At 66.0% G+C, this 26,654-nt stretch carries 25 protein-coding genes; 11 read left to right on the top strand and 14 right to left on the bottom strand.

Translation table 11 applies throughout. From position 1 onward, the window contains the following. Nucleotide 1: 1 nt before the first annotated feature. Nucleotides 2-2,500 (bottom strand): glycogen/starch/alpha-glucan phosphorylase, encoded by a 2,499-nt coding sequence (locus ABMY26_RS20570; protein WP_372396527.1) that lies wholly within the window; start codon nt 2,498-2,500, stop codon nt 2-4. Between the two features lie 178 nt (nt 2,501-2,678). On the opposite strand from ABMY26_RS20570, the gene ABMY26_RS20565 reads away from it, so the two are divergent. Continuing rightward, on the top strand, nt 2,679-3,236 hold the full coding sequence (locus ABMY26_RS20565; RefSeq protein WP_372396526.1) for a GNAT family N-acetyltransferase: 558 nt from the start codon (nt 2,679-2,681) through the stop codon (nt 3,234-3,236). A gap of 475 nt (nt 3,237-3,711) precedes the next feature. Further along, nucleotides 3,712-4,185: a sigma-70 family RNA polymerase sigma factor gene (locus ABMY26_RS20560; protein WP_372396525.1), complete on the top strand. Its 474-nt coding sequence runs from the start codon at nt 3,712-3,714 to the stop codon at nt 4,183-4,185. Nucleotides 4,186-4,294: 109 nt separating this feature from the next. Here the strand turns inward: ABMY26_RS20560 and ABMY26_RS20555 are convergent, their stop codons facing one another. Then, nucleotides 4,295-5,167: an SDR family oxidoreductase gene (locus ABMY26_RS20555; RefSeq protein ID WP_372396524.1), complete on the bottom strand. Its 873-nt coding sequence runs from the start codon at nt 5,165-5,167 to the stop codon at nt 4,295-4,297. A 371-nt stretch (nt 5,168-5,538) separates the two neighbouring features. Here ABMY26_RS20555 and ABMY26_RS20550 point away from each other — a divergent pair, with 371 nt between their 5' ends. Then, complete coding sequence (locus tag ABMY26_RS20550) at nt 5,539-5,763, top strand: anti-sigma factor (protein WP_045580164.1); 225 nt, start codon at nt 5,539-5,541, stop codon at nt 5,761-5,763. Between the two features lie 171 nt (nt 5,764-5,934). Beyond that, complete coding sequence (locus tag ABMY26_RS20545) at nt 5,935-7,479, top strand: hypothetical protein (RefSeq protein ID WP_372396523.1); 1,545 nt, start codon at nt 5,935-5,937, stop codon at nt 7,477-7,479. 15 nt (nt 7,480-7,494) lie between these two features. Here ABMY26_RS20545 and ABMY26_RS20540 read toward each other — a convergent pair whose 3' ends face one another. Continuing rightward, a complete protein-coding gene (locus ABMY26_RS20540; protein ID WP_372396521.1) occupies nt 7,495-8,574 on the bottom strand; it encodes a tetratricopeptide repeat protein in 1,080 nt (359 codons plus the stop codon). Between the two features lie 863 nt (nt 8,575-9,437). On the opposite strand from ABMY26_RS20540, the gene ABMY26_RS20535 reads away from it, so the two are divergent. Both ABMY26_RS20535 and ABMY26_RS20530 read left to right on the top strand, forming a co-directional pair. After that, nucleotides 9,438-10,133 (top strand): transglycosylase SLT domain-containing protein, encoded by a 696-nt coding sequence (locus ABMY26_RS20535; protein WP_372396520.1) that lies wholly within the window; start codon nt 9,438-9,440, stop codon nt 10,131-10,133. A 95-nt stretch (nt 10,134-10,228) separates the two neighbouring features. Then, nucleotides 10,229-11,083, top strand: a complete 855-nt coding sequence (locus ABMY26_RS20530) for a 23S rRNA (adenine(2030)-N(6))-methyltransferase RlmJ (RefSeq protein WP_372396519.1) — start codon at nt 10,229-10,231, stop codon at nt 11,081-11,083. A gap of 79 nt (nt 11,084-11,162) precedes the next feature. Here the strand turns inward: ABMY26_RS20530 and ABMY26_RS20525 are convergent, their stop codons facing one another. From ABMY26_RS20525 to ABMY26_RS20495, 7 genes are all read right to left on the bottom strand, one after another. Continuing rightward, nucleotides 11,163-11,822 (bottom strand): phasin family protein, encoded by a 660-nt coding sequence (locus tag ABMY26_RS20525; RefSeq protein WP_372396518.1) that lies wholly within the window; start codon nt 11,820-11,822, stop codon nt 11,163-11,165. Nucleotides 11,823-12,069: 247 nt separating this feature from the next. Continuing rightward, complete coding sequence (locus tag ABMY26_RS20520) at nt 12,070-13,080, bottom strand: branched-chain amino acid ABC transporter permease (RefSeq protein ID WP_372396517.1); 1,011 nt, start codon at nt 13,078-13,080, stop codon at nt 12,070-12,072. A gap of 4 nt (nt 13,081-13,084) precedes the next feature. Then, nucleotides 13,085-13,972 carry a branched-chain amino acid ABC transporter permease gene (locus tag ABMY26_RS20515; RefSeq protein WP_372399043.1) on the bottom strand — a complete coding sequence of 296 codons (888 nt, stop codon included), beginning with the start codon at nt 13,970-13,972 and terminating at the stop codon, nt 13,085-13,087. Between the two features lie 127 nt (nt 13,973-14,099). Continuing rightward, on the bottom strand, nt 14,100-15,344 hold the full coding sequence (locus ABMY26_RS20510; protein ID WP_372396516.1) for an ABC transporter substrate-binding protein: 1,245 nt from the start codon (nt 15,342-15,344) through the stop codon (nt 14,100-14,102). Nucleotides 15,345-15,553: 209 nt separating this feature from the next. Continuing rightward, entirely contained in the window at nt 15,554-16,846 is a 1,293-nt protein-coding gene (locus ABMY26_RS20505; RefSeq protein WP_372399009.1) for a cation:proton antiporter, read from the bottom strand. Nucleotides 16,847-17,113: 267 nt separating this feature from the next. Continuing rightward, on the bottom strand, nt 17,114-17,587 hold the full coding sequence (locus ABMY26_RS20500) for a MarR family winged helix-turn-helix transcriptional regulator (RefSeq protein WP_045580172.1): 474 nt from the start codon (nt 17,585-17,587) through the stop codon (nt 17,114-17,116). 240 nt (nt 17,588-17,827) lie between these two features. After that, nucleotides 17,828-18,889 carry an enoyl-CoA hydratase/isomerase family protein gene (locus ABMY26_RS20495; RefSeq protein ID WP_372399008.1) on the bottom strand — a complete coding sequence of 354 codons (1,062 nt, stop codon included), beginning with the start codon at nt 18,887-18,889 and terminating at the stop codon, nt 17,828-17,830. A gap of 311 nt (nt 18,890-19,200) precedes the next feature. On the opposite strand from ABMY26_RS20495, the gene ABMY26_RS20490 reads away from it, so the two are divergent. The 4 genes from ABMY26_RS20490 (at nt 19,201) to ABMY26_RS20475 (ending at nt 22,497) form a co-directional block, all read left to right on the top strand. Continuing rightward, nucleotides 19,201-20,094 (top strand): diacylglycerol kinase family protein, encoded by an 894-nt coding sequence (locus ABMY26_RS20490; protein WP_372399007.1) that lies wholly within the window; start codon nt 19,201-19,203, stop codon nt 20,092-20,094. Nucleotides 20,095-20,113: 19 nt separating this feature from the next. Beyond that, the gene (locus ABMY26_RS20485) at nt 20,114-21,004 is read left to right on the top strand and encodes a metallophosphoesterase (RefSeq protein WP_372399006.1); all 891 of its coding nucleotides are present in this window, start codon (nt 20,114-20,116) and stop codon (nt 21,002-21,004) included. A gap of 118 nt (nt 21,005-21,122) precedes the next feature. After that, entirely contained in the window at nt 21,123-22,127 is a 1,005-nt protein-coding gene (gene hemB / locus ABMY26_RS20480; protein WP_372399005.1) for a porphobilinogen synthase, read from the top strand. A gap of 229 nt (nt 22,128-22,356) precedes the next feature. After that, a complete protein-coding gene (locus tag ABMY26_RS20475; protein WP_372399004.1) occupies nt 22,357-22,497 on the top strand; it encodes a hypothetical protein in 141 nt (46 codons plus the stop codon). Here ABMY26_RS20475 and ABMY26_RS20470 read toward each other — a convergent pair. Further along, nucleotides 22,469-23,056 (bottom strand): TetR/AcrR family transcriptional regulator, encoded by a 588-nt coding sequence (locus ABMY26_RS20470; RefSeq protein ID WP_372399003.1) that lies wholly within the window; start codon nt 23,054-23,056, stop codon nt 22,469-22,471. The two genes, ABMY26_RS20475 and ABMY26_RS20470, sit on opposite strands and share 29 nt — an antisense overlap. Nucleotides 23,057-23,199: 143 nt before the next feature. Here ABMY26_RS20470 and ABMY26_RS20465 point away from each other — a divergent pair, with 143 nt between their 5' ends. Continuing rightward, nucleotides 23,200-24,183 carry an aldo/keto reductase gene (locus tag ABMY26_RS20465; protein WP_372399002.1) on the top strand — a complete coding sequence of 328 codons (984 nt, stop codon included), beginning with the start codon at nt 23,200-23,202 and terminating at the stop codon, nt 24,181-24,183. 34 nt (nt 24,184-24,217) lie between these two features. On the opposite strand, the gene ABMY26_RS20460 is transcribed toward ABMY26_RS20465, so the two are convergent. Genes ABMY26_RS20460 through dapA form a run of 3 tightly spaced genes read right to left on the bottom strand, consistent with a single transcriptional unit; the run spans nt 24,218 to nt 26,638 of the window. Next, on the bottom strand, nt 24,218-25,240 hold the full coding sequence (locus ABMY26_RS20460; protein WP_372399001.1) for a methyltransferase: 1,023 nt from the start codon (nt 25,238-25,240) through the stop codon (nt 24,218-24,220). Between the two features lie 20 nt (nt 25,241-25,260). After that, nucleotides 25,261-25,734: an SsrA-binding protein SmpB gene (smpB, locus tag ABMY26_RS20455; RefSeq protein ID WP_372399000.1), complete on the bottom strand. Its 474-nt coding sequence runs from the start codon at nt 25,732-25,734 to the stop codon at nt 25,261-25,263. Between the two features lie 28 nt (nt 25,735-25,762). After that, nucleotides 25,763-26,638 (bottom strand): 4-hydroxy-tetrahydrodipicolinate synthase, encoded by an 876-nt coding sequence (dapA, locus tag ABMY26_RS20450; RefSeq protein WP_372398999.1) that lies wholly within the window; start codon nt 26,636-26,638, stop codon nt 25,763-25,765. Between the last annotated feature and the right edge of the window lie 16 nt (nt 26,639-26,654).

Here is a 26,654-nt window from a genome sequence, read left to right as displayed (position 1 = left end):
CTTACCGGTATCCCTCGCCTTCGTGGTTCGGGTGTACCGGGTGTACGTCCCAGACCTCTTCGGCATACTCGTTGACCGTACGGTCGGACGAGAACCAACCCATGCTGGCGGTGTTCAGGATGGCCTTGCGGGTCCATTCCTCCTGGTCGCGGTACAATTGCATCGCCGCGTCCTGCGCCTGGCAATAGTCGGCGAAGTCTGCCGTCACCAGGAAATGGTCGCCGCCGTCGGTCAGCGCCTGGACGATCGGGTGGTAGCGGTTGCGGTCGTCCGGCGAGAAGGCGCCGGTGGAGATCATGTCGAGCGCCCGCTTCAGGCTGGGGTTCGACGCGATCACCTCGCGCGGGTTGAAGCCGCCGGTCGCGCGCAGGTCGTTCACCTCGTCCGCGGTCATGCCGAAGATGAAGATGTTGTCGGGCCCGACATGCTCTCGGATCTCCACGTTGGCGCCGTCCAGCGTGCCGATGGTCAGCGCGCCGTTCAGTGCCAGCTTCATGTTGCCGGTGCCCGACGCCTCCATGCCGGCGGTGGAGATCTGTTCCGACAGGTCGGCGGCCGGGATGATGATCTCCGCCGCGGTGACATTGTAGTTGGGCAGCAGCACGACCTTCAGGTTGTCATGCACCGACGGGTCGTGGTTCACCACCTTGGCGACGTCGTTGATCAGTTTGATGATCAGCTTGGCCATGTGGTAGGACGGCGCCGCCTTGCCGGCGAAGATCTTGGTGACCGGCACCCAGCTGACGGTCGGATTGTCGCGCATCTCGTTGTACAACGCGATGGTGTGCAGCACGTTCAGCAGCTGGCGCTTGTATTCGTGCATGCGCTTGACCTGGACGTCGAAGATGCTGTCGACCAGCACCTCCTCGCCGGTCTGGCGGGCAATGTAGGCGGCGAGCCGCTTCTTGTTCTTGCGCTTGGCCCGGCGGAATTCCTCACGGAACACCACGTCGTCGGCCTTTTCGCGCAGCGCCGATATCTGCGACAGGTCGGAGATCCAGCCCTGGCCGATGCGGGTGGTGATCAGCTCCGACAGGGCCGGGTTGGCCTGCTTCAGCCAGCGCCGCGGGGTGATGCCGTTGGTCTTGTTGTTGATGCGGTCCGGGAATTCCTCGTGGAAATCGTTGAAGACCGTCTGCTTCATCAGGTCGGTGTGCAGGGCCGAGACGCCGTTGACCTTATGCGACCCCAGGAAGGCGAGGTTGCCCATGCGCACGCGCCGCTCGCCGCGTTCGTCGATCAGCGACAGGCGCGACAGCCGGGCGTTGTCGCCGGCGGCCTTGGCCTTGGTGCGGTTCAGGAACTTGGCGTTGATCTCGTAGATGATCTGCATGTGGCGCGGCAGCACCCGCTCGATCATCCTCACCGGCCAGGCTTCCAGCGCCTCGGGCAGCAGGGTGTGGTTGGTGTAGGCGAAGGTGGCGCGCGTGATCTCCCACGCATTGTCCCAGCGCAGGGCGTGCTGGTCGACCAGCAGGCGCATCAGCTCGGCGATGCCGATGGCCGGATGCGTGTCGTTCAGCTGGATCGCCGCCTTGTTGGGCAGGTTGTCGAAGCTGGTGTGGTGCTGGAGATAGCGGCGCAGGATGTCCTGCAGCGAGGCCGAGGTGAAGAAATACTCCTGCTTCAGCCGCAGCTCCTTGCCGGTCTCGGTCGCGTCGTTGGGATAGAGGACGCGGCTGAGATTCTCCGACAGGATCTTCTGCTCGACCGCCTTCATGTAGGCGCCGTCGTTGAAGTGGCCGAAGTTGAAGTCGCGGGTGGCACGCGCCGACCACAGCCGCAGGGTGTTGATGGTGTCGCCGCCATAGCCGACGACCGGCGTGTCGTAGGCCATCGCCAGCACGCGGTCGGCATCGACCCAGCGGTAGGCGCGTTCGCCGACGCTGTCGCGGAACTCCTCGACGCGGCCGTAGAACTGGACCGGATACAGCACCTCCGGGCGGGCGAATTCCCAGGGGTTGCCGAACTGCAGCCACTGCTCGGGATACTCGACCTGCCAGCCATTCTCGAAGCGCTGCTCGAACAGGCCGAACTCGTAGCGGATGCCGTAGCCGTAGCCGGGCAGCCCCTGCGAGGCCATGCTGTCGAGGAAGCAGGCGGCCAGGCGGCCGAGGCCGCCGTTGCCGAGCGCCGCGTCCGGCTCCGCGTCGACGACGTCCTCCATCGACAGGCCGAGACGGTCCAGCGCCTGCCGGCATTCGTCCATGATGCCCAGGTTCGACAGGCTGTTGGTCAGCAGCCGGCCGATCAGGAATTCCAGCGACAGGTAGTAAACGCGCTTGGCGTCCTCGTGATAATAGCTGCGTGTCGTGTCCATCCAGCGGTCGACGACGCGGTCGCGCACGGCGAGCGCAACGGTATGGAACCAGTCGCGCCGGGTCGCAGCCCGCGCATCCTTGCCGACCGAGTAGACCAGCCACTCCAAGAACGACCGTTTGAGGCCGTCGACATCCAGACTGCGGCGTTCGATGTCACGCGATTTGTACCGAGCGTCCATGTCCTGACTTTCTGCTTGAAAGGCCAATGGGAGCGGGCGGCTGGAAGGACGACGCTCCAAGATGCGGGAAGTGTCTGCGCTGTTGGTTAAACAAAGCTTTCCCACACGGAGCGTACAATCGTTTCCCTGTGGTAAAAGGGAGTAGGATCACACCAACGCCCCTTTTTTCCCGTCAACGATGCGTCACGAAATCGTTCCTGTCCACTGCGATGCAACACGCATCGGCATTCGCCGCGCCGAACCGGCCGACATCCCCGCGCTGTTGTCGATCGAGGAGCAGAGCTTCGCGACCGACCGGATGACGCGGCGCAATTTCCGATATGCGATCCTCAAGGCGAAAGGTGTGGTTTTGGTGGCGGATTGCGGCCCGCCGGACGGCGCGCGCCAAGCGGTCGCCTACGGCGTCGTCGCGGTCCATGCCGGCACGGGTTTCGCCCGGCTCACATCCTTTGCCGTCGCACCGTCCCATCGCGGCCGGGGTATCGCCCGGCGACTGCTGCCGGCACTCGAGAGTGCGGCAACGGCGATGGGAGCCACCGCCCTGCGGTTGGAGGTGCGGGCGGACAACACGGCGGCCATCGCGCTCTACACTGCAGCCGGATATCGCCGCTTCGCCGTCTATCCCGCCTATTACGAGGACGAGATGGCGGCGCTACGGCTGGAAAAGGCGCTGGCTCCTTCCGGTTCCCCGTCTCGCCCGCTGCCCACCGGTCCGCTGCCCAGTCCCCGGCCCTGACACCAGCCGTACCGCGCCTGACCGGCCCTCCCCGTGCCGCCCCCCTGCGCATTCGATGGTGGTAAACCCGGCAAGCGGGACCGTGACCGGAATCGCTTCGATCTGCCACCGATGTCACTCTTTCCGAATCCTCCGGTGGAACATCGGCGACGGGCGGTGCGTTAAGAGCCCGACACGATCAACGACGGGCAAAGAGGGAACCGCCGATGACGCCACCGCCGACCGGATCGTGCCGCGGCTTCCTGCACGGATCTCCGCCCCGCGCCAGATGACGGGCCGCGCTGTGGCGGACCTCCGGACCGCCCGGCACCTCAGGATCTGAGGCCGCAAGACCGCACAAGATACCACCAGCCTTTCGAACCGGCAGCGCCGAATGCGCGCCGGAACGCCCAATGCCGCCCCCGCCGGGTTCCGCCGTTCCCCGGCCGGAGACGCACCAGACCGTGGAGGCCAGACCGTGGAGGAAGAAAAGACCATGGCGTACTCGTTCGAAAACGAACTGATCCGTTGCATGCCCAATCTGCAGCGCTATGCCTGCAAGCTGACCCGCGACGCCAGCGCGGCGGAAGACCTGTTGCAGGATTGCATGGCCCGCGCCCTTTCACGCCAGCATCGTTTCGAACCCGGCACCAACATGCAGGCATGGTTGACCACCATGCTGAAGAACCTGCATTTCAACAATCTTCAGCGCGACCGCCACGTGACCAAGGTGGAACTGTGGGACGGCGCCATGTCGGTCGATGCGGCGCAGATGTCGCGCCTGGTCTTCCGCGACGTCGACCGCGCCTTTTCCTCCCTCACTCCCAGCCAGCGCAAGGTGGTGAAGCTGGTCGCCATCGAAGGCCGCCCCTACCAGGAGGCGGCGGAAACGCTGAACGTCTCGATCGGCACCATCCGTTCCCGCCTGTGCCGCGCACGTGAACGGCTGAACACCCTGATGGCCGCCTGACCACTCTTTTCTCCGCCTCAGGCCCCCGCGTCATCGACGCGGGGGCCATTTTTTCCTGGTCCTGCCACGCGCGCCTCCGGGAGAATCCCGGCCAGGAATCAGCTGCTTATCAGCCGTTAACCACCGTACCGCCGTTCGGGTGCAGCACCTGACCCGACATGTAGGAGGAATCGGCGGAGGCGAGGAACACGAAGCATGGAGCCACCTCGTCGGGCTGGCCGGCGCGCTTCATCGGCACGTTGCCGCCAAAGCTCTCCACCTTCTCCTCGTCGAAGGTGGACGGGATCAGCGGGGTCCAGATCGGGCCGGGAGCGACGGCGTTGACCCGGATGCCACGGTCGGCCAGCGCCATGGACAGCGACCGGGTGAAGGCGACGATGGCGCCCTTGGTCGCCGAATAGTCCAGCAACTCCGGACTGCCCTTGTAGGCGGTGACGGAGGTGGTGTTGACGATGCAGGCCCCCTCGTGCAGATGCGGCAGCGCCGCCTTCACCATGAAGAACTGGGAGAAGATGTTGGTGCGGAAGGTCCGCTCCAACTGCTCGGCGGTGATGTCCTCGATCGACTTCTGCGGGTGCTGCTCCGCCGCGTTGTTGATCACGATGTCGAGGCGGCCATGGTCGGCGATCATCCGCTCCACCGCCTTGCGGCAGGTCTCCTCCTGGCCGGCGTCGCCGCTCAGGACGGTGCAGGGCTGGCCCTCCGCCTCCACCAGCCGGCGGGTTTCGCGGGCATCCCCGTCCTCGCTCAGGTAGAGGATGCCGACCTTGGCCCCTTCGCGCGCGTACAGAACGGCGATGGCACGCCCGATGCCGCTGTCTCCGCCGGTGATCAGCGCCACCTTGTCGCGCAGCTTGCCGCTGCCGCGATAGCCGGGCCGGGTTTCCGACGGCTGGGGAGTCATCGGACCCTGGTGTCCGGGCCGCTTGTCCTGATGCTGCGGCGGTTGACTGGCCGGATGTCGGCTCTCTTGCTGAGCCATGGGCACTCTCCTTCCAAGGTGACGCCTTCGTGACGCGGATGGGCTGCGTTGCACAACGACAACAGACCCAATTGCATCGCGTTCCGCCCGGCTGCGCGGCCCGGAACAATAGGCGATGCCGCTCTGTTAATTGCCCGGGCGACGCGAAAGAGGATGCCGATGCCGGATTGCCCGCCTCGAAAGGGAGCGATGATCGTGCCGTTCGTCGGACTGGTATGGCCGAGGTTCATGCCCGTAAGATGGGAAGCAGGCGTCCTTTCGGCTGGCCTTTTCCGGGAACGGCGCCGCCGCCGGACGTGCCACGCCGGACGTGTCACGGTTGATCGTGTCCCAGGGAAGACTCCCCGGCGACCCATCCGGGAACGACAGAGATGAAGCGTGTGACGATGACCGATATAAACGCCTATCTGGACGGCGCCCTGGATGAGCAGGAGCGCGCGGAATTCGAGAGCGTGGTGCAGAGCGACCCAGATGCCAGGGCACTGCTCGTTCAGCACCGACAGCATGTGGAGGAACTCCATCGCCTTTACGATCCGGTGCTGAGCGAGGAGGTTCCCTCCCGCATGCTCGAACTGTTGCGTAAACGGAACGGCTGACCGGGGTGTCGCCGGACCATCCATGGACGGGCCGGGAAATCGGCTGTCCATGGGTCGTTCGACCTCGGATCGACCGGCTGCCATAATTTCTTCTCCCTCCGGCATCCCCTTGCGCTATGGGATGCGGCACCGCCCTTCTTTTGGTGAAGGCCCGGATCGGACGGATGGACCATGGCGCGCAGACGAGCGGAGCCGAGCATCCTGCTCGGCCCCATCCTGTATTTTCGCGGTGAGCAACGCGACCGCTGGTGGCTGTCGGCGCTGTTCGTGCTGGATGGCGAGGTCGAACCGGACGATCTACGGGTGGACGGCGTCACCCTCCCGGTTCCGCCGCGCCATTTGACCGTCTGGCGCCGCCGCCATGTCTGGCGCTTCGACTTCGCAGTGCCGCGCGGCATGCGCGACACCGACGTCGCCTATGGGTTTCCCGACGGACCGCGCTGGACCATAATTGTTCCGGGGCGTCATTCATTTCCGAGAATGGCCATTCTGTATGGAAGCGGAATGACAGCGCCGGAGCCGTCCGGCGGTGCGTCGTTCCAGGGCCAGGACCAGGCCCAGACCCAGTCCCAACCCCCATCCCTATGGCCGGACCTCGTCTCCCGCCATGCCGCCGACCGCTATCATCTGCTGGTCCAGGCCGGCGGGCAGAGCAATGGCGACGCGGTGATGGCCGCTGCTCCCCAGACCGCCGGACTGTTGGCCGCCGTCCATCGGCTGGGCCCGCCCCGGCCCGGTCTGACGGAAGAGCTGATGAATGCCGGCTTTGAACGCATGCTGCGGATCTGGAGCAGTGCGGCCGCGGCGGATGCGCTGGCGTCCATCCCGTCGGTGATGATGTGGGATGGCACCGACCTCGGGCGCCTTCTGGCCGACGCCTGGAGCGGTCGGGAGGATGGCGATGCCGCGTCGCGCAGTCTGCGCCCGCTGATTGCGGCGGCGCGGCGGCAGGTCCAGCTGTTCCAGACCGCCTCGGTTGCCGATTCGCCACCCGATTGCCTGTGGGGTGCCGCCGGCGGAACGCTGTCGCAGGGATTCGTCGTCGGGGAGGTCGGCCTGCTGGCGCTCGATCTGTGGAGCGACCGCAGCCGCCGGCACCTGCTGCCGGACCGTGACTGGAGCCTGCTGCCGGACTGGCTGGACCGTTTTTCCGGCTGCCGTCACCTGATCCTGGTCAGCGGCGGACCACTGCTGGTGCCGGCAGGCGCCGTGCCCGGCCAACCCTCCGACAGCCGGCCCGCCGGCCTGTTGCAGCGGCTGGGCCGCCTGCTGGAGGGTCGGCCGGGCACCGCCTGGAGCACCCGATGGGCCGTTGCGGGGCGTCATGCCGACCGGGACCGGCTGGTCCGTATGCTGGCTGACTTCTCCCGGCGCAGCGGCTGCCGCATCACCGTCGCTTCGCGCGGGCTGGCCGGAAGCGCGGGGCGCGGCGTGCTGCGCGGTGGCGGGTTGGAGATGTGGCAGCTCTATGCCCCCCGCTTCACCGGCGATGTCCACCCCGATTGGCGACTCCGCTGGCGGGCGCGTCTGGCGGCAATGGCGGCCCGGTCCGGCCGGACGCCCACCCACCGCTTCGAGTTGCCGATTTTCGCCGAGGGCGGGCACGCGCTGTTGCAGGGGCCGGGATGGATCGCCTGCGCCTTCGACGGCAAGGGCCAGCTGCATGCACGTTGGTGCCTGCCGGGCGACCCCGGTCACTATGCACAAGCCATTTGATTGACCCCTGTTCGGTTACAGTGAGCCGCGCTCCATCACGAACAGCAGCCCGTCGACCGGCACTCCCTTTTCCCGGCGCGGGGTACAGGGCTCGATCAGGCGGACCGAGAAGCCCGCCGCCTGCGCGGCGGCCCTGACATAGGTCTCCGCATGGGCATAGCGGCGTGTCGCTCCGAGCGCGAAGGGCTCGGCAGACTCCGCCGGCAACCGCTCAACCGTGGCGGCGAAGCGCCCCCCCGGCGGCAGGGCAGAGGCCGCCGCCGCGAAGACCGGGACGAGATCGCCGATGTAGACCAGCACATCGGCGGCGACCAGCAGGTCCCAGGCGCCGGGCGTCCGCTCCATCGCCTCCACCACGTCGCCGACGCCGAGTTCGTCATAGAGGCCACGTTGACGTGCCTTTTCCACCATGCGCGGCGACAGGTCGACCCCGGCCAGATGCCCGGCCAGCGGCTTGAAGCTGACGCCGGCAAGTCCGGTGCCGCAGCCGAGATCGAGGATCCGCAGGCCCGCCGCTCCCGGCAGGACGCGATCCATCGCCCCGCGCAGCAACTCCGGCGCCGCATAGCCGAGCTTGCCGACGAGATCCTGGTCGAATCGGTCGGCATAGCGGTCGAACAGGGCGCGGACATAGGAGGCCGACAGGTCGGCCCCCTCCCCGGCCTCCAACGCCGAGACCAGCCGTTCGATGGCGGCGGCCTCGTCGCCTTCGGCACCGTCACGCGCACGGCGCAGCGCCGTCAGGGCCTTGACCGGTTCCCGCAACGCCAACCAGCCGCGGCCAAGCGCATGATGGACCGTGGTGTCGTCGTCGAAGCGCCGCGCCAGCGGCTGGAGCAGCTCCACCGCGGCCAGGGCATCGCCACATGCGGTCAGCGCCTCCGCCAGGGCCAGGACCGCGTCACGGTCGTCGGGACGCAGGGCAACCGCCTCCCGGAACTCGTCCAGCGCCTCATCCATCCGCCCAAGTGCGGTCAGGCAGCGGGCGAGCCCGAGTCGGGCTTGCGCCGAATCGCTGCGCTCGGCCACCAGCTGTGTGTGGAACGCAAGTGCGGCAGGAATTTCGCCGCAATGCCGCAAGGCCTCTGCCAGCATCAGCCGCCAGGTCCAGTTCCCCGGTTCCAGGATAACGGCGCACCGCCAGGCAGCGGCACTGCGTCCCAAGGCGCCAGAGCCGCCATTGGCATCCGCCAACGCCGCCCAGGCCTCGCCATTGTCCGGAACGATGGCGGCCGTCCTGCGGAATCCATCGGCGGCGGCTGTGAAATCCCCTGCATAAAGCCGATCGTAACCGTACCGGAACAGTTGATCGGGAAGGGAAGCGGGCGACGCTTCGCCGAAGGACGGATCCGCTGGCAACTGGGATTCCTCTATCGTCGGGTTTGGGCCGAAGCGGTGGCGCCGGATCGGCAGGCTCCCATCCGGCCGCTGTCGGGGCGATCCCGGGAAACGCTGCAGAATCGTTCTCTGCCCGGATTCGCGGGGTCGGCCAAGGTCCGGGGAAATGGAGCGGCGCAGTTTACTGCCCCAACATGCTGCGTTGCGCAAGGGGGTGGTGAAAATCCTCCGGACGTGTGATTCGGGCGACACGCGGTCGCATTAGCCCATTTTTCGTAGGGTGTCCGTAGGGGCGCGCAGGACGACGGGGCCACCCCGATCGATTGTGTCATCAAATGTGGCAATTCAAGGGCTTATGCCACTCATCGAAGCGCCTACTTCTTCCGTCCGGCAGCCCTGCGTGACATGTGTCGGACGAAAGCTGTGGTATTACCAGGGAGCAAGCGGGTTGACGATGGATCAAATTTTTGGAAGTGTGACCGCGGCGCCCGATCGGGAGGCGCAGAACACTTGGGTAGGAGGCGGTCGCCGTAAGCGACTCGGTGACCGGAAGAACGGCCCCGCGCGGGGGGTCAAACAGCCGCCGTAATGGACGGGGCGTCAGCAGAAGGAGATTTGGGATGCAGGCACGAAATCAGCGCGTACGCGCCACAGGGGGTGGGCGTTTCGCACTGGCTGCCGGACTGCTGACGGCTCCGTTGCTCGCCATGACCGTGGCCGGCACTGCCCAGGCCCAATCCGCCTCTCCCGTTCTCTCCAAGGAAAGCTGCGTCACCCATGCGGTGGAAGCCGAACAGAAGCTGGGCATTCCGTCGGGCATGCTGGTCGCCATCGCCCTGATCGAAAGCGGCCAGGACGGTGCGCCGCACCCCTTCGCCATGAGCGTGCAGGGCCGTCCCTACTACGCCCGCAACGTCAGCGATGCGGCCCGCCACCTGCGCGACCATCGCGGCCAGCTTCGCTCCAACACCTATGTCGGCTGCATGCAGCTGTCGGTGGCCAGCCACCGCGGCGAGTTCCAGCCGCTGGAGCGAATCGTCGAGCCGCGCGACAACGTCTTCTATGCCGGCCAGCTCCTGATCCGTTTCCATGGCGAGGAAGGCAACTGGAAGACTGCGCTGGCGCGCTACAATGGCGGCTCGGGCCGCCGCGCCCAGGCCTATGTCTGCAAGATCTGGCAGAGCCTTTCTGAGTTGGATGCGCAGAGCGCCAAGCTGCTCGCCTCCTCCCGTTGCGAAGATACCGATCCCGTCAGCGTTGCCCCGCGCACCCGCCGCAGCTTCCGCAATGCGCAGCAGGTCGCCGCGATCAACTGAGCCGCATCGCGCCCGGCTCGATCTCCGATCGCACAGGTTTGGCCAAGCCGGCAAGACGCTGGCGCAAAGTGCCGTGATCGGGTAAACCCCGGCGCATGAACTACCGTCACATCTTTCACGCCGGCAACCCGGCCGACGTGATGAAACATGCCGTGCTGGCGCTGATCCTGGATCATCTGCGCGCCAAGCCCGCGCCCTTCTGCGTGCTCGACACCCATGCCGGCATCGGCCGTTACGACCTCGCCTCGGAAGCCGCCCGCAAGACCGGGGAGAGCGACGAGGGCATCGGCCGTCTATGGGCCGGCCTGCAGGGCGACCTTCCGCCCCACCCGGCCCTGGCGCCCTACCTGGATGCGGTGCGGACCCTGAACCCGAACGGTGCGCTGCGCTGGTACCCTGGGTCTCCCCACATCGCCCGTGCAGCCCTGCGCCCACAGGACCGGATGGTCCTGGTGGAACTGCACCCCGACGACGCCCGCAGCCTGAAGGCCGAGTTCGCCGGAGACCGCAGCGTCGCCGTCCACCAGACCGACGCCTACACGGCGTTGAAGGCCCATCTGCCGCCCCGGGAGAAGCGCGGGCTGGTGCTGGTCGACCCGCCTTTCGAACAGCCCGACGAGTTCGCACGCATGGCGGAGGGGCTGGCATTGGCGCATCGGCGCTGGCCCACCGGCATCTTTGCCCTGTGGTATCCGATCAAGGAGCGGGCAGCGGTCTGGCGGTTCCAGGAAGCTGTTGAGAAGACTGGAATCCCGAAGATCCTGATCGCCGAACTGACCTGGCATCCGGAAGACACCCATCTGCGGCTGAACGGCTCGGGCCTGCTGATCGTCAACGCGCCCTGGCGACTGGACGAGACGTTGCGCGCCATGCTGCCGGCCCTGCATGCCGTCCTGCCCACCATCGGCGGCGGTAGCGCGATCAGTTGGCTGACGCCGGAAGCGGCTTGAAGCGGAAACGAAAGAACCCCCGGCCTTCGCGGGCCGGGGGCAGGTCAGGATGGAGATCGTCCAGTACCGTGCCGACGGCTCAGAACCGCCGCTCGGTCTGCTGTGCCGCACCTTCGATGCGGGCGTTCAGCTTGGTCGCCGCATCGTTGGCGGAGCGAGCCGACATCTCGGAGATCTTGATGCTTCGATCGAGCACCAGTTGCATGTTGTCCTTCAGCATGCGGCTCTGCACCGCATAGAAATCGGGCACGCTACGGCTGCGCAACAGGGCGTTCATGCCTTCGGCGTTCCGGGTGGCGACATCCTGCGCCAGTCCCATCCATTCGCGCCACGCGTTCTGCCAGCCATCGGCAAGAACACTGCCGCACTGGACCATCACGTCCATGGTTTCGCGCGTCTGGCTGGCGACTTCGCCCTGTGCTTCCTTTGACAGGCCAAGTGCCCGCTGCAGTTTTTCCGATGTGCGGCCCGCGACCTCGGAAGCGGTGCCCATCACAGATTGCGTTGTACTGGCACCGCGCCGGGCCATTTCGGCGCTGGCGCCCAGTATCTTCCGACCTGTTTCCACACCGGCTTCATTGGCATGCCGCCCGGCTTCGCCGGCCTGCTCTCCGATCGACCGGGCAGCATCGGCGGCCCGGCGAGTGGTCGCTTCTCCGGCACGGGTCATGTCCTCGACCGAGCCCTTCGCCCGATCGGCGGTATCGCGTGTGGTGTTATGGTCTTTGTCCGTGGCCATGCGGGATGCTCCTCGAATATTATCGTCCGCTTGGACGTTTCTTCCCAAAGCCCGCGTCGGTCATTTTGCTGCACCGCCGCACGCGTTGAGTGGTATAACATCCGAGAAGCAAAACGTTCCAGGGCGCAAAATAACAGGACCACCCCCCTTCTTTCGTGGTAGGTATGCTATGAATCGGAATCGTATTTTATGCTACATTGTTCTGTAATATCGCCTTGGCAACACTTTCTCTTTTGATTAATACAGCTTAGCCATTCCGTTGCTGTTTCCCGAAGCGTGCAAGGATTTCGCCGGCGATGCCGCGGCGGAACAGCAGGACACAGACGATGAAGATGCAGCCGATCACCACCGGAACCGGCAGGCTGGTCGCCGCCAGATAGTTTTCCAGCGTCACCACCAGTGCCGCGCCAACCACCGGTCCGGACAACGTACCCATGCCACCCAGCAGCGTCATCAGCACCACCTCGCCCGACATCTGCCACGTCACGTCGGTCAGGGTCGCCAATTGGAACACGATGGCCTTGGTCCCGCCGGCCAGCCCGGTGAGCGTCGCCGACAGTACGAAGGCCAGCAGCTTGTAGCGGTCGGTGCGATACCCCAGCGAGACGGCACGCGGTTCGTTCTCGCGGATCGCCTTCAGCACCTGTCCGAACGGTGAATGGACTGTGCGCCAGATGATGGCGAATCCGATCAGGAACACCCCCAGAACCGTATAATACATCGCCATGGGCTCGTTCAGGTTGATGACGCCGAACAGCGTGCCGCGCGGCACCGCCTGGATGCCGTCCTCGCCATGGGTGAAGGGCAGTTGCAGCGCCAGGAAGAACACCATCTGGCTCAATGCCAGCGTGATCATGGCGAAATAGATTCCCTGCCGCCGGATCGCGATGCCACCGAAGGCCAGCCCCAGGACGGCAGCCGCAGCGGTGCCCAACAGGATGCCCAACTCGGGCGACAACCCCCAGACCTTCACCGTGTGCGCTGTGACATAGGCGGCGCTGCCGAAGAAGGCAGCATGTCCAAAGCTCAACAGGCCGCCGAAGCCGATCAGCAGATTGAAGGCGCAGGCGAACAGCGCGAAGCACAGCACCTTCATCAAGAAGACCGGGTAGAGGAAGAAGGGAGCCGCCAGCAGGACCGCCAAAGCCGCCACCGCCCCCAGCCGCGCTGCCATCGCTCCGGTCCCGGCGGCCGGCGACTGGTCATCGGTCGACGCCTTGGCGGGAGTTCGGGCGCTGCTTTGCGAATGGAGGCTCATGCGGTCACCTTTCCCGTCCGAACAGGCCGGCGGGCTTGATCATCAGCACCACCGCCATGATGACGAAGACCACGATGTTCGAGGCCTCCGGATAGAACACCTTTGTCAGCCCCTCCAACAGGCCAAGACCGTAACCGGTCAACACCGCGCCCAAAATCGATCCCATGCCACCGATCACCACCACCGCGAACACCACGATGATCAGGTTGGAGCCCATCAGCGGCGACACCTGGTAGATCGGCGCCGCCAGCACCCCGGCCAGCCCGGCCAGCGCAACCCCGAAGGCATAGGTGAGTGTGACCATGCGCGGCACGTTGATGCCGAAGGCCTGAACCAGCACCGGATTCTCGGTCGCGGCACGCAGATAGGCGCCGAGCTTCGTCTTTTCTATGGCGATCCAGGTGCTGATGCAGACGATCAGCGATGCCACCACGACCCAGCCACGGTAGTTGGGGAGGAACATGAAGCCCAGATTGTTGCCGCCCTTCAGCGCGTCGGGGATCGGATAGGGCTGGCCCGATACGCCGTACTGGTGGCGGAACGCACCCTCGACGATCAACGCCACCCCGAAGGTCAGCAACAGCCCATAGAGATGGTCGAGCTTGTACAGCCGCGACAACAGCGTCTTTTCCAGCACCACCCCGAACAGCCCGACGATGGCCGGCGCCAGCAGCAACGCCCACCAATAGCCGATGCCGGTATAGGTCAGCAGCAACCACGCCACGAAGGCCCCCATCATGTAGAGCGCGCCGTGGGCGAAGTTGATGACGTTCAGCATGCCGAAGATCACCGCCAGCCCCAGGCTGAGCAGCGCGTAAAACGACCCATTGATCAACCCCAGCAGAAGCTGACCGAACAGCGCCTGGGGTGGAATGCCGAAAATCGTTCCCATCATGAGCGTTGGCCTCCCGACGGCATCCCTGCAGCGTCACAGCCCTGCGGCCGTTGTCGCAGCGGGGATGCCGGTCCCTGTCGAACCGCAAAAGCCTGTCAAGCCAGCCGACAGATCACGGGGCACATCACTTCGGCAGCTTGCAACCGCTTTCCTCGAAGGTCGCGAAGGCCTCCTTGCCGGGGATGGTGCGCAGGATCTGGTAGTAGTCCCACGGCCCCTTCGATTCGGCCGGCTTCTTCACGCGGGCCAGATACATGTCATGGACCATGCGGCCGTTGGGCAGGATGGTGCCGTTCTTGGCGAACATGTCGTTGACCGGCATCTCCTTCATCTTGGCGGCGACGGTCGGTCCGTCGTCGGTGCCGGCGGCCTCGATGGCCTTCAGGTAATGGCGGACGGCGGAATAGCTGCCGGCCTGCACCATCGTCGGCATCCTGCCGTGGCGGTCGAAGAACTTTTTAGACCAGGCGCGCGTATCGTCGTCGCGGTCCCAGTAGAAGCCGGTGGTCAGCACCAGATCCTGTGCGACGGCCAGGCCCAGCGCATGCACGTCGGACAGGAAGATCAGCAGGCCCGCCAGCTTCTGCTGGCCGCCCTGCGTCAGGCCGAACTCGGATGCCTGCTTGATCGAGGTGATGGTGTCGCCGCCGGCGTTGGCCAGCCCGACCACCTTGGCGCCCGACGATTGCGCCTGCAACAGGAAGGAGGAGAAGTCGGCAGTGTTCAGCGGCGCCTTCACCGATCCCATCACCTTGCCGCCGGCCTTCTTGACCTCGACCGAGGTATCGGCCTCCAGCTGGTGGCCGAAGGCATAGTCGGCGGTGATGAAGAACCAGCTGTCTCCGCCTTCCTTCACCATGGCCTGCCCGGTTCCTACCGCCAGCGCGCGGGTGTCGTAGGGCCAATGGAAGCCGGTGGGGGAGCAGGCGTCGCCGGTCAGCCGGGAAGTGGCCGGACCTTCCATCAGGAAGATCTTCTTCTTCTCCTTCGTCACCTCCTGGACCGCAAGCGCCACGCCGGAGTTCGGCACGTCGACGATGACGTCGACACCGTCCTGATCGATCCATTGGCGGGCGAGGTTGGCGCCGATGTCGGGCTTGTTCTGGTGGTCGGCCGCGATGATCTCGATGGGCTTGCCGAGAATTTTGTTGCCGAACTCCTCCGCGGCCATGCGCGCGGCGATGACCGATCCCTCGCCGCCCAGATCGGCGTAGAGGCCGGAGCGGTCGTTCAGCACACCGATCTTGACCGTCTCCCCGGACAGCTTGCCCTGCTGGGCCAAGGCCTGTCCGGTCGACAGAGGCGCGGTGGACAGGACACCGACCGTCAGGGCAGCCAGGGCGGCACCGGTCAGAAGACGTGCGATCATGCGTGGATTCCTCCCCTCAGCGTTGCGTTGCGCGTGGTTCCGGGCGACCGGTCCGAAACGGTTCGGCCGGCGATCCCGGGACGGTCGCGCCGGCCGTTCATTTGGTTTCATCGGAAACCGTCTGGCCGTGCGCGCCGCCCCTTGCCAACACTATGCAGGCGCAGCCTGTTGTAAGCGAAGCGGATTTTCAGCTTAACAAGCAATTTTCATCAAGGGTCGGGCGAAACGCCGGCTTTTTCCATTCGGGGGTGTATGGACGGGGCGGAGAGCGGGGCCGCCGCCTGCCGGCGCCTGTCGATTCGCCGCATGACGGGCGTCACCGTGATGCCGTGGACGAGAATCGAGAGCAGGACGATCAACCCGGTCACCGCCCACAAGGCGTTCGGCACATCGAATTCCGCCGCGTTCAGGGCATAGGCGACGTAATAGAAGCTGCCCATGCCGCGAATGCCGAAGAAGCCGATGGCCAGCTTTTCGCCCGCCGGCATCGCCAGCCCGGCCAACCCCGCCATTCCTGCCAGCGGGCGTACCACGAACAGGATCGCCAGGGCAGCGCCGACGGTGCTCCACGACGCCGGATGGAGCAGGCCGTGGGCCAGCGTGCCGCCGAACAGCACCAGCATCAGCATCATCAGCAGCCTTTCGGTCTGTTCGACGAAATCATGCAGCCGCTCGTGATACGCGTTGTTGCGTTCCGCGTCGCGCAGGGACAGTGCGGCGACGAACACGGCGACGAAGCCGTAGCCGCCTGCCAGTTCTGTCACCCCATAGGCGATCAGCGTGATGCCGAGCGAGACGAAACCGTCGCCCGTCCGCGACAGGTTGGCCCGATTCGGCACGCGGAAGGTGACGAACGCCAGCAGCTTGCCGACCAGCCAGCCCATGCCGACACCGGCCGCCAGTTTCCACGCCACATCCACGGCGGCCCAATGCAGCAGCATGGTCCAGGGTGGGTTGCCATTCAGCAGAGCCACCCCGATGGCCACATGGACGAACGGAAAGGCGAGCCCGTCGTTCAGTCCGGCTTCCGATGTCAGGCTGAAGCGGATCTCGTCCTCCTCGCCGGATTTCGGCGGGCCGACCTGGATATCGGAGGCGAGCACGGGATCGGTCGGCGCCAGCGCCGCACCCAGCAGGATCGATGCCGCCATCGGGAAATCCAACCAGTACCAGCCGATCAGCGCGATCATCAGGATGGACAGCGGCATGGTGACGGCCAGCAGCCGCCAGGTGACGATCCAACGCCGCCAGCCGATGCGGCGGTCCAGCTTGAGCCCCGCCCCCATCAGCGCGACGAGGACGATCAGTTCGGTCAGCCGCTCGGTCGCTTCGGGAAAGGCCAGCGGTTCGGGGTTGTCCAGCGGAAGGGCGGCGAAGGCCGCATATCCAAGGCCGACACAGATGATCGGCAGCGACAGCGGCAGTTCCTTCAGCATCATCGGCAGCCAGGCCACCAACAGAATCAGAACCCCGAGCCCAATCAGCAAGACGATGTAAGACATGCAAGCGCATCCCCGCGATGCCCCGGCACGACAAGCCGGCATCACAACAGGCTGCATTGCGATGTGCCGGCCGCAGGAGGGCAGGTCCCCCGGGGGCAGTTACCGATCAACACGCCAGCGCGTCGAAGGGTTCGCGAAGATGCTGTTCGAATTGAGAATTCGGAACCGGTAAGGCGAAGCTGAAGGAGATTCTCGCCCTTGCAGCCGCGCCCTTTTGCCGCCCGCGGGAGCCGGTAACCGCGGGGGCTTCTGGAAGTGCGGCCGGTTTCAGGCCGCAGAGGTCATCGGAAAGCCGCTGTAGTCGAGCGACGCCGACCAGAAGCGTTCCAGTTTGCGCAGCGTTTCGTTGGCCTTGGTCAGTTCCTCGTCGCTGAAACCGGCCTTTTCCAGGGCGGTCAGATGACGTTCGAACATGACGCTGATCTTCTCGCGCAGATCCAGTCCCTTTTCCGACAGGCGGACACGGACGGAGCGGCGGTCGTGCGGGGAGCGCTCCTGGCCGAGATAACCGTTCTCGACCATCTTCTTGACGTTGTAGGACACGTTTGAGCCGAGATAATAGCCGCGCGCGGTGAGTTCGCCGACCGTCATCTCGTCTTCGCCGATGTTGTACAGAATAAGACTCTGGACGTTGTTGATATCCTGGATCCCAAGCCGGTCCAGTTCGGTCTTGAGCACCTCAAGAAAGTGGCGATGCAGCCGCTCTATCAACAGGATGCTCTCATAATAAGGTTTGCGCACCGCGGTCTCCTTTGGCTCTAACCGGCCGTTCCCCGCGCAAGGACGATACCGGGACCTTAAAGGGAGATTAACCGATCATTCGTCGGCAATCATCCTAATAATTCCGGAAAAAGTCCGGCACAACCCATTGTTCTGCCCCGACTTGCGCGACCTTCCCGCCCGAACCTCGGCGTTCGGACGGGATTTGGCGGCGAAGCGGGAATTCAGATGGGAAATCCAACGATTTTCGACCGGTTTCCGTCAGTCGCGGAAGACCAGATCGCCGCCCGCCGGCTCGGCGAAGTGGCGCTCGACGTCGGACGGGCCGACATCGGCCAACCCGGCCGGCTTCCATTTCGGGTTCCTGTCCTTGTCGACCAGGGCGGCCCGGATCCCCTCGTAGAAATCGTCACCGGCAAGGCAGGCAAGGCTTAGGCGCAGTTCCTGCACCATGCAGGCCTCGAAATCCAGCTTGCCCCCGCGTCGCAGCGCGGCAAGGGTCACCTTCAGGCTGGTCGGCGACACCCGGCGCAGGGTGGCCAACTGGCCCGCGGCCCACTCCGAGCTCTCGGCCTCCAGCGCCTTGACGATGGGTTCGATGGCATCGAAGGCATAGCAGCGGTCGACGGCGGCGCGAATCGCGGCAACCGTCGTCTCGCCCGCCTCTCCGCGATGGGCCGCCACTGCGTCGTCGGCCGGGACGCCGGCCGCCAGATCGTCGATCAGCGCATCGATCCTGCCGCTCGGGACGAAGGCGTCGGCCGCGCCGATGGCGATCAGGTCGGCGGCCTTCAGCCGGTCTCCGGTCAGGCCGAGCCAGATTCCGACCTGTCCCGGCAGCCGCGGCAGGAAGTAGGTGCCGCCGACGTCCGGATACAGGCCGATCCCGGTTTCCGGCATGGCGAACAGCGTCCGCTCGGTGACGATGCGGTGGGTGCCATGCACCGACAGGCCGACGCCGCCGCCCATGGAGATGCCGTCGATCAACGCGACATAGGGCTTGGACAGCCGCTTGATCAGACGGTTCAGCACATATTCCTCGCTGAAGAAGGCGCGCACGGGCACGCTGTCGCCCCGGCCCTCCTTGGCGGCCTTGCCGGCCTCGTACAGACTGACGACGTCGCCGCCGGCACAGAACGCCTTCTCCCCTGCGCCGCGGATCACGACGGCCTTGACCTCGGGATCGGCGTCCCAGGCCCGCAGCTGCGGATCGAACAGCCGGATCATGCCGAGAGTCAGCGCGTTCAGCGCCTTCGGCCGGTTGAGCGTGACGAGGCCGATGGCGCCCCGGCGTTCGAACAGAATCTCAGCGACGTCGCTCATCGTATTGTATTTTCTCGGTTATCGGTGGGTATCGGGCGGTGGCAGGCCGGGTCCTTCACCTCTGCGATGCATCGGACGGCGGAAGATCGGCCGGCAACGATGATACGGGAGTGGGCGCTTCTGTCAAACCGGCCATACGGCTCCGGATGTTCCCGTTCGCGGGCGTGGCGCGGATTGGGAACATCTCACCCCTTGGACCGTTGCGCCCACGCTCACATCTGTTGGCGACCAGCTTTGCGAAACAGCCCTATGGAAGGCCCGATCCCAATGCCGATTTCCCTCCTGCCGCACCAGATTTTCCGCGGTGAGCCATGAAAGTCGGGATCATCCTGAACCGACAGGCTGGGTCGCTGGTCGGCCGCCCGATCGAGGGGGCGGAGGCGGCGATCCGCAAGGCCTTCGAGAAGCATGGCGCGACGGTGGACCTGCATGCGGTCGAGGGCACCGAATGCACCCAGACGATCCGCAAGGTTCTGGACTCCGATGCCGAGACAGTTGTGGTCGGCGGTGGCGACGGCACGCTGCACAGCGCGGTGAAGCTGGCACTGCCGACCGGCAAGACGCTTGGCGTGATTCCTCTCGGTACTCTCAATCTCTTGGCCCGCGATCTTCATATTCCTCTTGAGCTGGAGGCCGCTGCCGAAGCGCTGGCCGCCGGCCAGGTTCGCGCCATCGACATCGCCGAGGTGAATGGCGAGCCATACACCAACAGTTCGATACTCGGCTTCTATCCGGCGGTGGTGCAGGAACGCGAACGCCAGCGCCGGCAACACCGCCTGCTGAAATGGCCGGGCGCCGCCCTGGCGCTGGCGAAGACGCTGTACCGGCTGCCGATGCTCGATGTCCGGCTGGACTGGGGCGATGGACCGAAGCGCATGCGGACGCCGATCCTGGTCGTGTCGAACAACGTCTACGACGACGGGTTCGGGCTGGTCCTGACCCGTCAGGCGCTGGATGCGGGGAAACTGGGAGTCTATGTCGCCCGCGAGCGGAACGCCTTGGCGATGTTGCGGTTGATGGGACGGCTGATCGCCGGTTCCTGGAAACAGGACGAGGCGTTGGACACCTATGCGGTCACCAGCCTGACCGTCCACAGCCGCCGCCATCACCTGAAGATGGTCAACGACGGCGAGATCCGGAAGCTGGAGGCTCCGCTCCACTATCGGATTCGCCCGGGTGCCCTGAAGGTTCTGGCTCCAGGCTGAGAAAGAGGATGAAGACGGCGTGAAACGGCTCGCTCATATCTCCGACCTGCATTTCGGGCGGATCGATCATCGCGTCGTCGACGGGCTGCTTGCCGACCTCACGGCCCAGGCGCCCGACCTGATCGTCATTTCCGGCGATCTCGTCCAGCGGGCGAAGCCGCGCCATTTCAAGGAGGCGAGTGCCTTCCTGGAGAAATTACCCTTTCCCTACATGGTCGTACCGGGAAATCATGACATCCCGGTTTATAATGTGTTCCGGCGCTTCACCAATCCGTTCGGCCATTACCGGCGCTACATCACCACCGATCTCAGCCCGCTGCACATCGACGATGAAATGGCCGTGCTGGGCATCAACACCGCGCGCCCGGTCATCATGGATTTCTCCGAAGGCCGGATGAACCGCCGCCAGATCGAGCGGGTGCGCGAGGTGTTCTGCGACATGCCGGACACCATGTTCAAGGTGCTGTTCACCCACCATCCCTTCCTGCCGCCACCCGACCTGCCCGGAACACGTCTGGTCGGCCGCCACAAGCTGGCCCTGCCGGCACTGGAAAGCTGCGGCATCGACCTGCTGCTGGCCGGCCATCTGCACAAGGCCTATTCGGGCGACATCATGAGCTTCCATACCCAGATCGCCCGCTCGATCCTGGTCGCCCAGGCCTCCACCGCCACCTCCACCCGCCTGCGCAACGAGGCGAACGCTTACAACCTGATCACCGTCGCCCATCCGGACGTGACGTTCGAGGTGCGGTCGTGGGAGGGAGCCGCCTTCATGGGCGGGCTGACGTCCTCCTACCGTAAGCATGGCCAGCGCTGGACCCTCCAGGCGCAGGACACCGGCTTCCGCCCGGTGGTCGGAGCCGGCCAGGAAAGCGGCCTGCGGGGAGGCGGCCCGGTCGACAGGGCATGACGCCCCCGCGAGGCTGCCGCAATGGTCCTTTGGGACCGCCGGTCGACCCGGCGGCTTGAGTTCACGATCCGGGAAGGCGTAGGATCGCCCCACTCGCTCTAAGTGCATGGTTTCCCCGATGCCGATCTCCCTGCCCGCCGCCTTCCCGCGCACCCGTCTGCGCCGCAACCGCGCCGATGCCTGGACCCGCCGCCTGGTCGCCGAGAACACGCTGACTGTCGATGACCTGATCTGGCCGGTCTTCGTGATCGAGGGCGAGAACCGGCGGGAACCGGTCGCCTCCATGCCCGGCGTCGAACGCCTGACCATCGATCTGCTGTGCGAGGCGGTGTCGCAGGCCGGATCGCTCGGGATCCCCTGCGTCGCGCTGTTCCCGGTCGTCGGCTCCGACGCCAAGTCCGAGGATGCGGCGGCGGCCTACAGGCCGGACAACCTGATGAACCGCGCGATCCGCGCGGTGAAGGCGGCGGCCCCCGACGTCGGCATTCTGGGAGACGTCGCGCTCGACCCCTACACCAGCCATGGCCATGACGGCATCCTGCGCGACGGCTATATCCAGAACGACGAAACCGTCGAGGTGCTGATCCGCCAGGCGCTGTCGCAGGCGGAGGCCGGCGCCGACATCGTCGCCCCGTCGGACATGATGGACGGCCGCATCGGCGCCATCCGCGACATGCTGGATGCCGAGGGCTATCAACTGACCCGCGTCTGTTCCTATGCCGCCAAATACGCCTCGGCCTTCTACGGGCCGTTCCGCGACGCGGTGAATTCCGGCGGTTTCCTGAAGGGCGACAAGACCACCTACCAGATGAACCCGGCCAACACCGACGAGGCATTGCGCGAGGTCGCCTGCGACCTCCAGGAAGGGGCCGACATCGTGATGGTCAAGCCCGGCCTGCCGTATCTCGACGTCATCCGCCGGGTGAAGGACGCGTTCGCGGTACCGACTTTCGCCTACCATGTGTCCGGCGAGTACGCGATGCTGCGCGCGGCTTCCGGCAATGGCTGGCTCAACTACGACAAGGCGTTGCTGGAGACTCTGATGGGCTTCAAGCGTGCCGGCTGCGACGCCATCCTGACCTATGGCGCGGTCGACGCGGCGAAGCTGCTCAGGCAGGGCTGAGCGGTTCGGGTTGCTGGCCGCACTATCCGCTGCCGCGCCTGCGGCAGCCTTCGATCTGCGCAGCCCCGACTTCACCGGAAATGCGCCAACTGTTGCGCACCAGGCCCGAGCGACCCTGGTCGCGGCGCTGGTCGCCGGAGCGCTGAACCTCGGCGCCGGCACGTTGCGCTGCCGGCTGGCGGAGAAAGCTCCTCGGTCCGCCGCATCCTGACCGAGGAACGGGTCGCCCATGCACACGATCTGCTGGACCGCGAGGGAGCTGAGCGTGCAGGAGGACGCGGAAGCCTGCGGCTATGCCAACCGCGCCCACTTCGCCAGGCGGATCGGGGCGGCGGTCGGAGTCAATCCATCGGAATTGCGGGGGCGCTGACCCGGCCACCCCCATGGGCGCGGACCAGCGCCGCCACCGAATCGGCGATCACCCGTTCGGGGTCGGCGGTGACCGGCAGGCCGAGCATGGTCGGCCAGAACAGCATCTCCTTCAGCCCGCCAAGCAGCTGCGCCGCCACCATGTGCGGATCTGGCGCATCGAGCGATCCGCGTGCATGTTGCGCGGCGATATAGGCGTTGAGCAGCGAATAGGTCTGGCTCTTGCCCTCGAGATAGTCCTGCGTCAACTCGGGGAAGCGCTGGTGTTCGGCGATCACCAGTCGCAGCAGGCCCTGGACCTCCGGCTGGCCCATATGGGCCAGCAGCGAGCGCAGGAAGGCCGGCAACGCCTGTTCCGGCGGCTGGTCATGGCGCAGGGTCTGGCCGCCGTCGCTGTTGAAACCTTCGTACAGGCCGGCGACCACCGCCCGGAACAGTTCCCGCTTGCCGGGGAAATGATTGTAGACGGTGCGTTTCGACACGCCGGCATCGGCGGCGATGGCATCCATCGACGATGCCTCGTAGCCATGGGTCAGGAAGGCGCGGGTCGCAGCCTCCACCACCGCATCCCTTTTCGCCGAGCCTCGCATCGGATGAACCGTTGACATTCCCCGCCCTCAAAATACACTGCACAGTGTAGTGTAACGCGTGCCGCCGGCCCCCAGGGTAATCCCCCCGGCCGCGGCACGGGAGGGGTAAAGCGATGAAACAGCGCAACATCGGTGGCATTCTTTCCGTCGGTGAGATCGGGCTCGGCTGCATGGGCATGTCGGAGTTCTACGGGCCGACCGACGATTCCCAGTCGCTTGCCACGCTGGAGCGGGCATTCGACCTCGGCGTCACCCATTACGATACCGCCGACATGTATGGCGCCGGCCACAACGAATCTTTGCTGTCCCGTTTCCTGGCCGGCAAGCGCGACCGCGTGGCGGTCGCCACCAAGTTCGGCATCGTCCGCCGGCCCGGCGACTATGCCCGCCGCATCGACACCAGCGCCGCCTATGTGGCCCAGGCCTGCGACGCCTCGCTGAAACGGCTGGGGGTCGAAACCATAGACCTTTATTACGCCCATCGCCTGAATCCCGACACGCCGGTCGAGGAGACGGTTGGCGCCATGGCCGATCTGGTGAAGGCCGGCAAGGTCCGTGCGCTCGGCCTGTCGGAGGTGTCGGCCGCCACCCTGCGCCGCGCCCATGCCGTGCATCCGATCGCCGCGGTGCAGAGCGAATATTCGCTGTGGACCCGCGACGTGGAAGCCGCGGTGCTGCCGGCCTGTCGCGAGCTGGGGGTGTCGCTGGTCGCCTATGCCCCGCTCGGACGTGGCATGCTCACTGGTACGGTGACCAGCCGGGAGCAATTGGCCGAGAATGATTTCCGCCGCGTCGCGCCGCGTTTTGCCGACGGCAATCTCGACCGCAACATGGAGCTGGTCGAGCAGGTGAAGACCCTCGCCGCACAGAAGGGCTGCACCGCCGGTCAGATCGCCCTGGCCTGGCTGCTGGCCCAGGGCCCCGAGATCCTGCCGATCCCGGGAACCAAGCGCATCAAGTATCTGGAGGAGAATGTCGCCGCCGCCGCGGTGACGTTGACGGCGGACGAAGTGAACGCGCTGGGCGACGCCCTGCCACCGGGGGCGGCCGCAGGCGAGCGCTATACGGCGGAGGGAATGAAGGGGGTGAACGTCTGAGCGGGCGCTTGGAAGGCGCCGGGACGCCGAAAGACTATTTCGGCGTCCCGGCCCAGACCTGGAATTGCGGGGTTTCCATCAGCATTTCGCTGTGGCCGAAGGCGGTCTTGAACAGCTTGCCGACGCCGGCCGTCCGCTGCGTCACCGCGACCAGCGTGCCGCGCAACTTCAGATACTGCTTGGTTCCGGCAACCAGCGCGTCGAGCATGCCGAAATCCTCGTCCTTGCCGCGGTGGAGCGGCGGATTGGACAGGATGAGGCCGAAGCGCTCGCGGGTGCCGAGTCCGGGCAGGCCGTCGCTCAGCACCAGTTCGGCATCCGGCACATTCTGGCGGGCGGCATGCAGGGCGACCGCATCGATGTCCAGCAGGGTCAGCGGTGCATCGGGCTGGCGCTCGCGCACCGCGCGGGCGATCACCCCGGCGCCGCAGCCGAAATCCAACACGCGGGTGCCGGCCGCGACGTCCGGCAGCACCTTGAGCAGGCATTCGGTGCCGGCATCCAAATGGCCGTGGGCGAACAGGCCTGGGTAGGACACCAGATCAAGCGTCCGGTCTGGCAGCGTCAGGGTGACGGTTTCCCGCCAATCCTCCAGCCCGCCCCGTGCCGGCGCCTCGGTCCGGCGGGCCTGGAGCAGGCGGGCTCGGCGCTTGACGATCAGCGTTTGCGGCTCGGCAGCCAGATCGTCGAAATGCTTGGGAGCACTGGTGATGCCCTCGTCGTTGCCGCCGGCGATCCACAGCGGGGCACCGGACGGCAGGCGCGAGGCCAGCGCGTGAAGCGCCATTCCGAATCCGGACCAGCCGCGCGGCAGCCGCAGCACAGCGCCGTCGAAGGCACCGTCTGCCGGCCACGCCGTTGCAGCCTGCCCGCCGGTGGCTAGCCGGTTCCATGTCACGACCTCCGCCCCGCCGTCACGCAGGGCCTCGGCAATGGCGCCGTCGCTGTCGAAGGCGACGAGGATGCGGCCCTGGGGGCGGATTTCGGACAGGGCTTCGGCGGCCACGGCGGCGACGGTCGAGTCGCGGTCGGTGGCCCGGTTGTCCAGACGTGACACCTTGGTTCAGTCCCCTGCCTTCAGCCCTTGTCGCGCATCAGTCGCGCCTTGTCGCGCTGCCAGCTGCGCTCCTTCTCGCTCTCGCGCTTGTCGTGCTTCTTCTTGCCGGTGGCGACGCCGATCTCGACCTTGGCCATGCCACGGTCGTTGAAATAGACCGACATCGGGATCAGCGTCACACCCTTCTGCTTGATGCCGGCCGCGAGCTTGTCCAGCTCGCGGCGGCGGACCAGCAGCTTGCGCGGCCGCTTCGGCTCGTGCTGATCGATGCGGCCGGCCTGGAGATATTCGGGGATGTACGCGTTGAACAGGAACAGCTCCCCGCCCTTCAGGCCGGCATAGGCCTCGTTCACGCTGGCACGGCCGCCCCGCAGTGATTTCACCTCGGTGCCGGTCAGCATGATGCCGGCCTCAAGGACATCGTCGATGAAGAAATCGAATCGCGCGCGGCGGTTCTGTGCCGCGAACTTCTTTGCTTCCTCGCGCGTCGCCAAGTCTCTCTCCTTGCGGCCCCGCCATCCGTCAGGACAGCAGGCCGGCTTTGCTCATGGCCGCACGCACGGCGGCGCGGGCGGTATCGGTCGCGGTGACCAGCGGCAGGCGGACCTCGTCGGTCGACAACCCGAGCAGGCTGGCGGCGAACTTCACCGGGGCCGGGCTGGTCTCCACGAACATCGAATCGTGCAGCGGGGCCAGCACGTCGCGCAGGCGGAAGGCCTCCTTGAGGTCGCCCTCGGCCCAGGCGATCTGCATGGCCGAGCACAGCGCCGGGGCGATGTTGGCGGTGACGGAGATGCAGCCGACGCCGCCCTGCGCGTTGAAGGCCAGCGCCGTGGCATCCTCACCCGACAGCTGGATGAAGTCCGGGCCCGTCTCCTGCAGCAGGCGGGACGGGCGAGCCAGATCGGCGGTGGCGTCCTTCACGCCGACGATGTTGGGCAGCTTCGCCAGCCGCGCCATCGTCGCCACAGACATATCCACGACACTGCGGCCAGGAATGTTGTAAATGAAGATCGGCAAATCCGCCGCGTCATGGATCGCCTTGAAATGCTGGTACAGACCTTCCTGGGACGGCTTGTTGTAGTAGGGCGTGACCACGAGCGCCGCCTGCGCGCCCGCCTGCCTGGCATGGCGGGTCAGCGCGATCGCCTCGTCGGTCGAGTTGGAACCGGTTCCGGCCATCACCGGGACCTTGCCGCCGGCCGCCTCGATGCACAGCTCCACGACGCGGTTGTGTTCCTCGTGGGACAGGGTCGGCGACTCGCCGGTGGTGCCGCAGGGCACCAGACCGTGGGTGCCCTGGGCGACCTGCCACTCAACGAAGGACTGGAAGGCCTTCTCATCCACTTTCCCGCCCTTGAACGGAGTCAGAAGGGCGACGATGGAACCGTGGAACATGGCTGCCTCCTCAGTC

The sequence above is a fragment of the Azospirillum sp. HJ39 genome, from assembly GCF_041507355.1.
In the GTDB taxonomy this organism is placed as follows: domain Bacteria; phylum Pseudomonadota; class Alphaproteobacteria; order Azospirillales; family Azospirillaceae; genus Azospirillum; species Azospirillum thiophilum.
The sequence above is the reverse complement of the archived record's forward strand: the minus strand, read 5'-3'. Positions and strand labels throughout refer to the sequence as shown.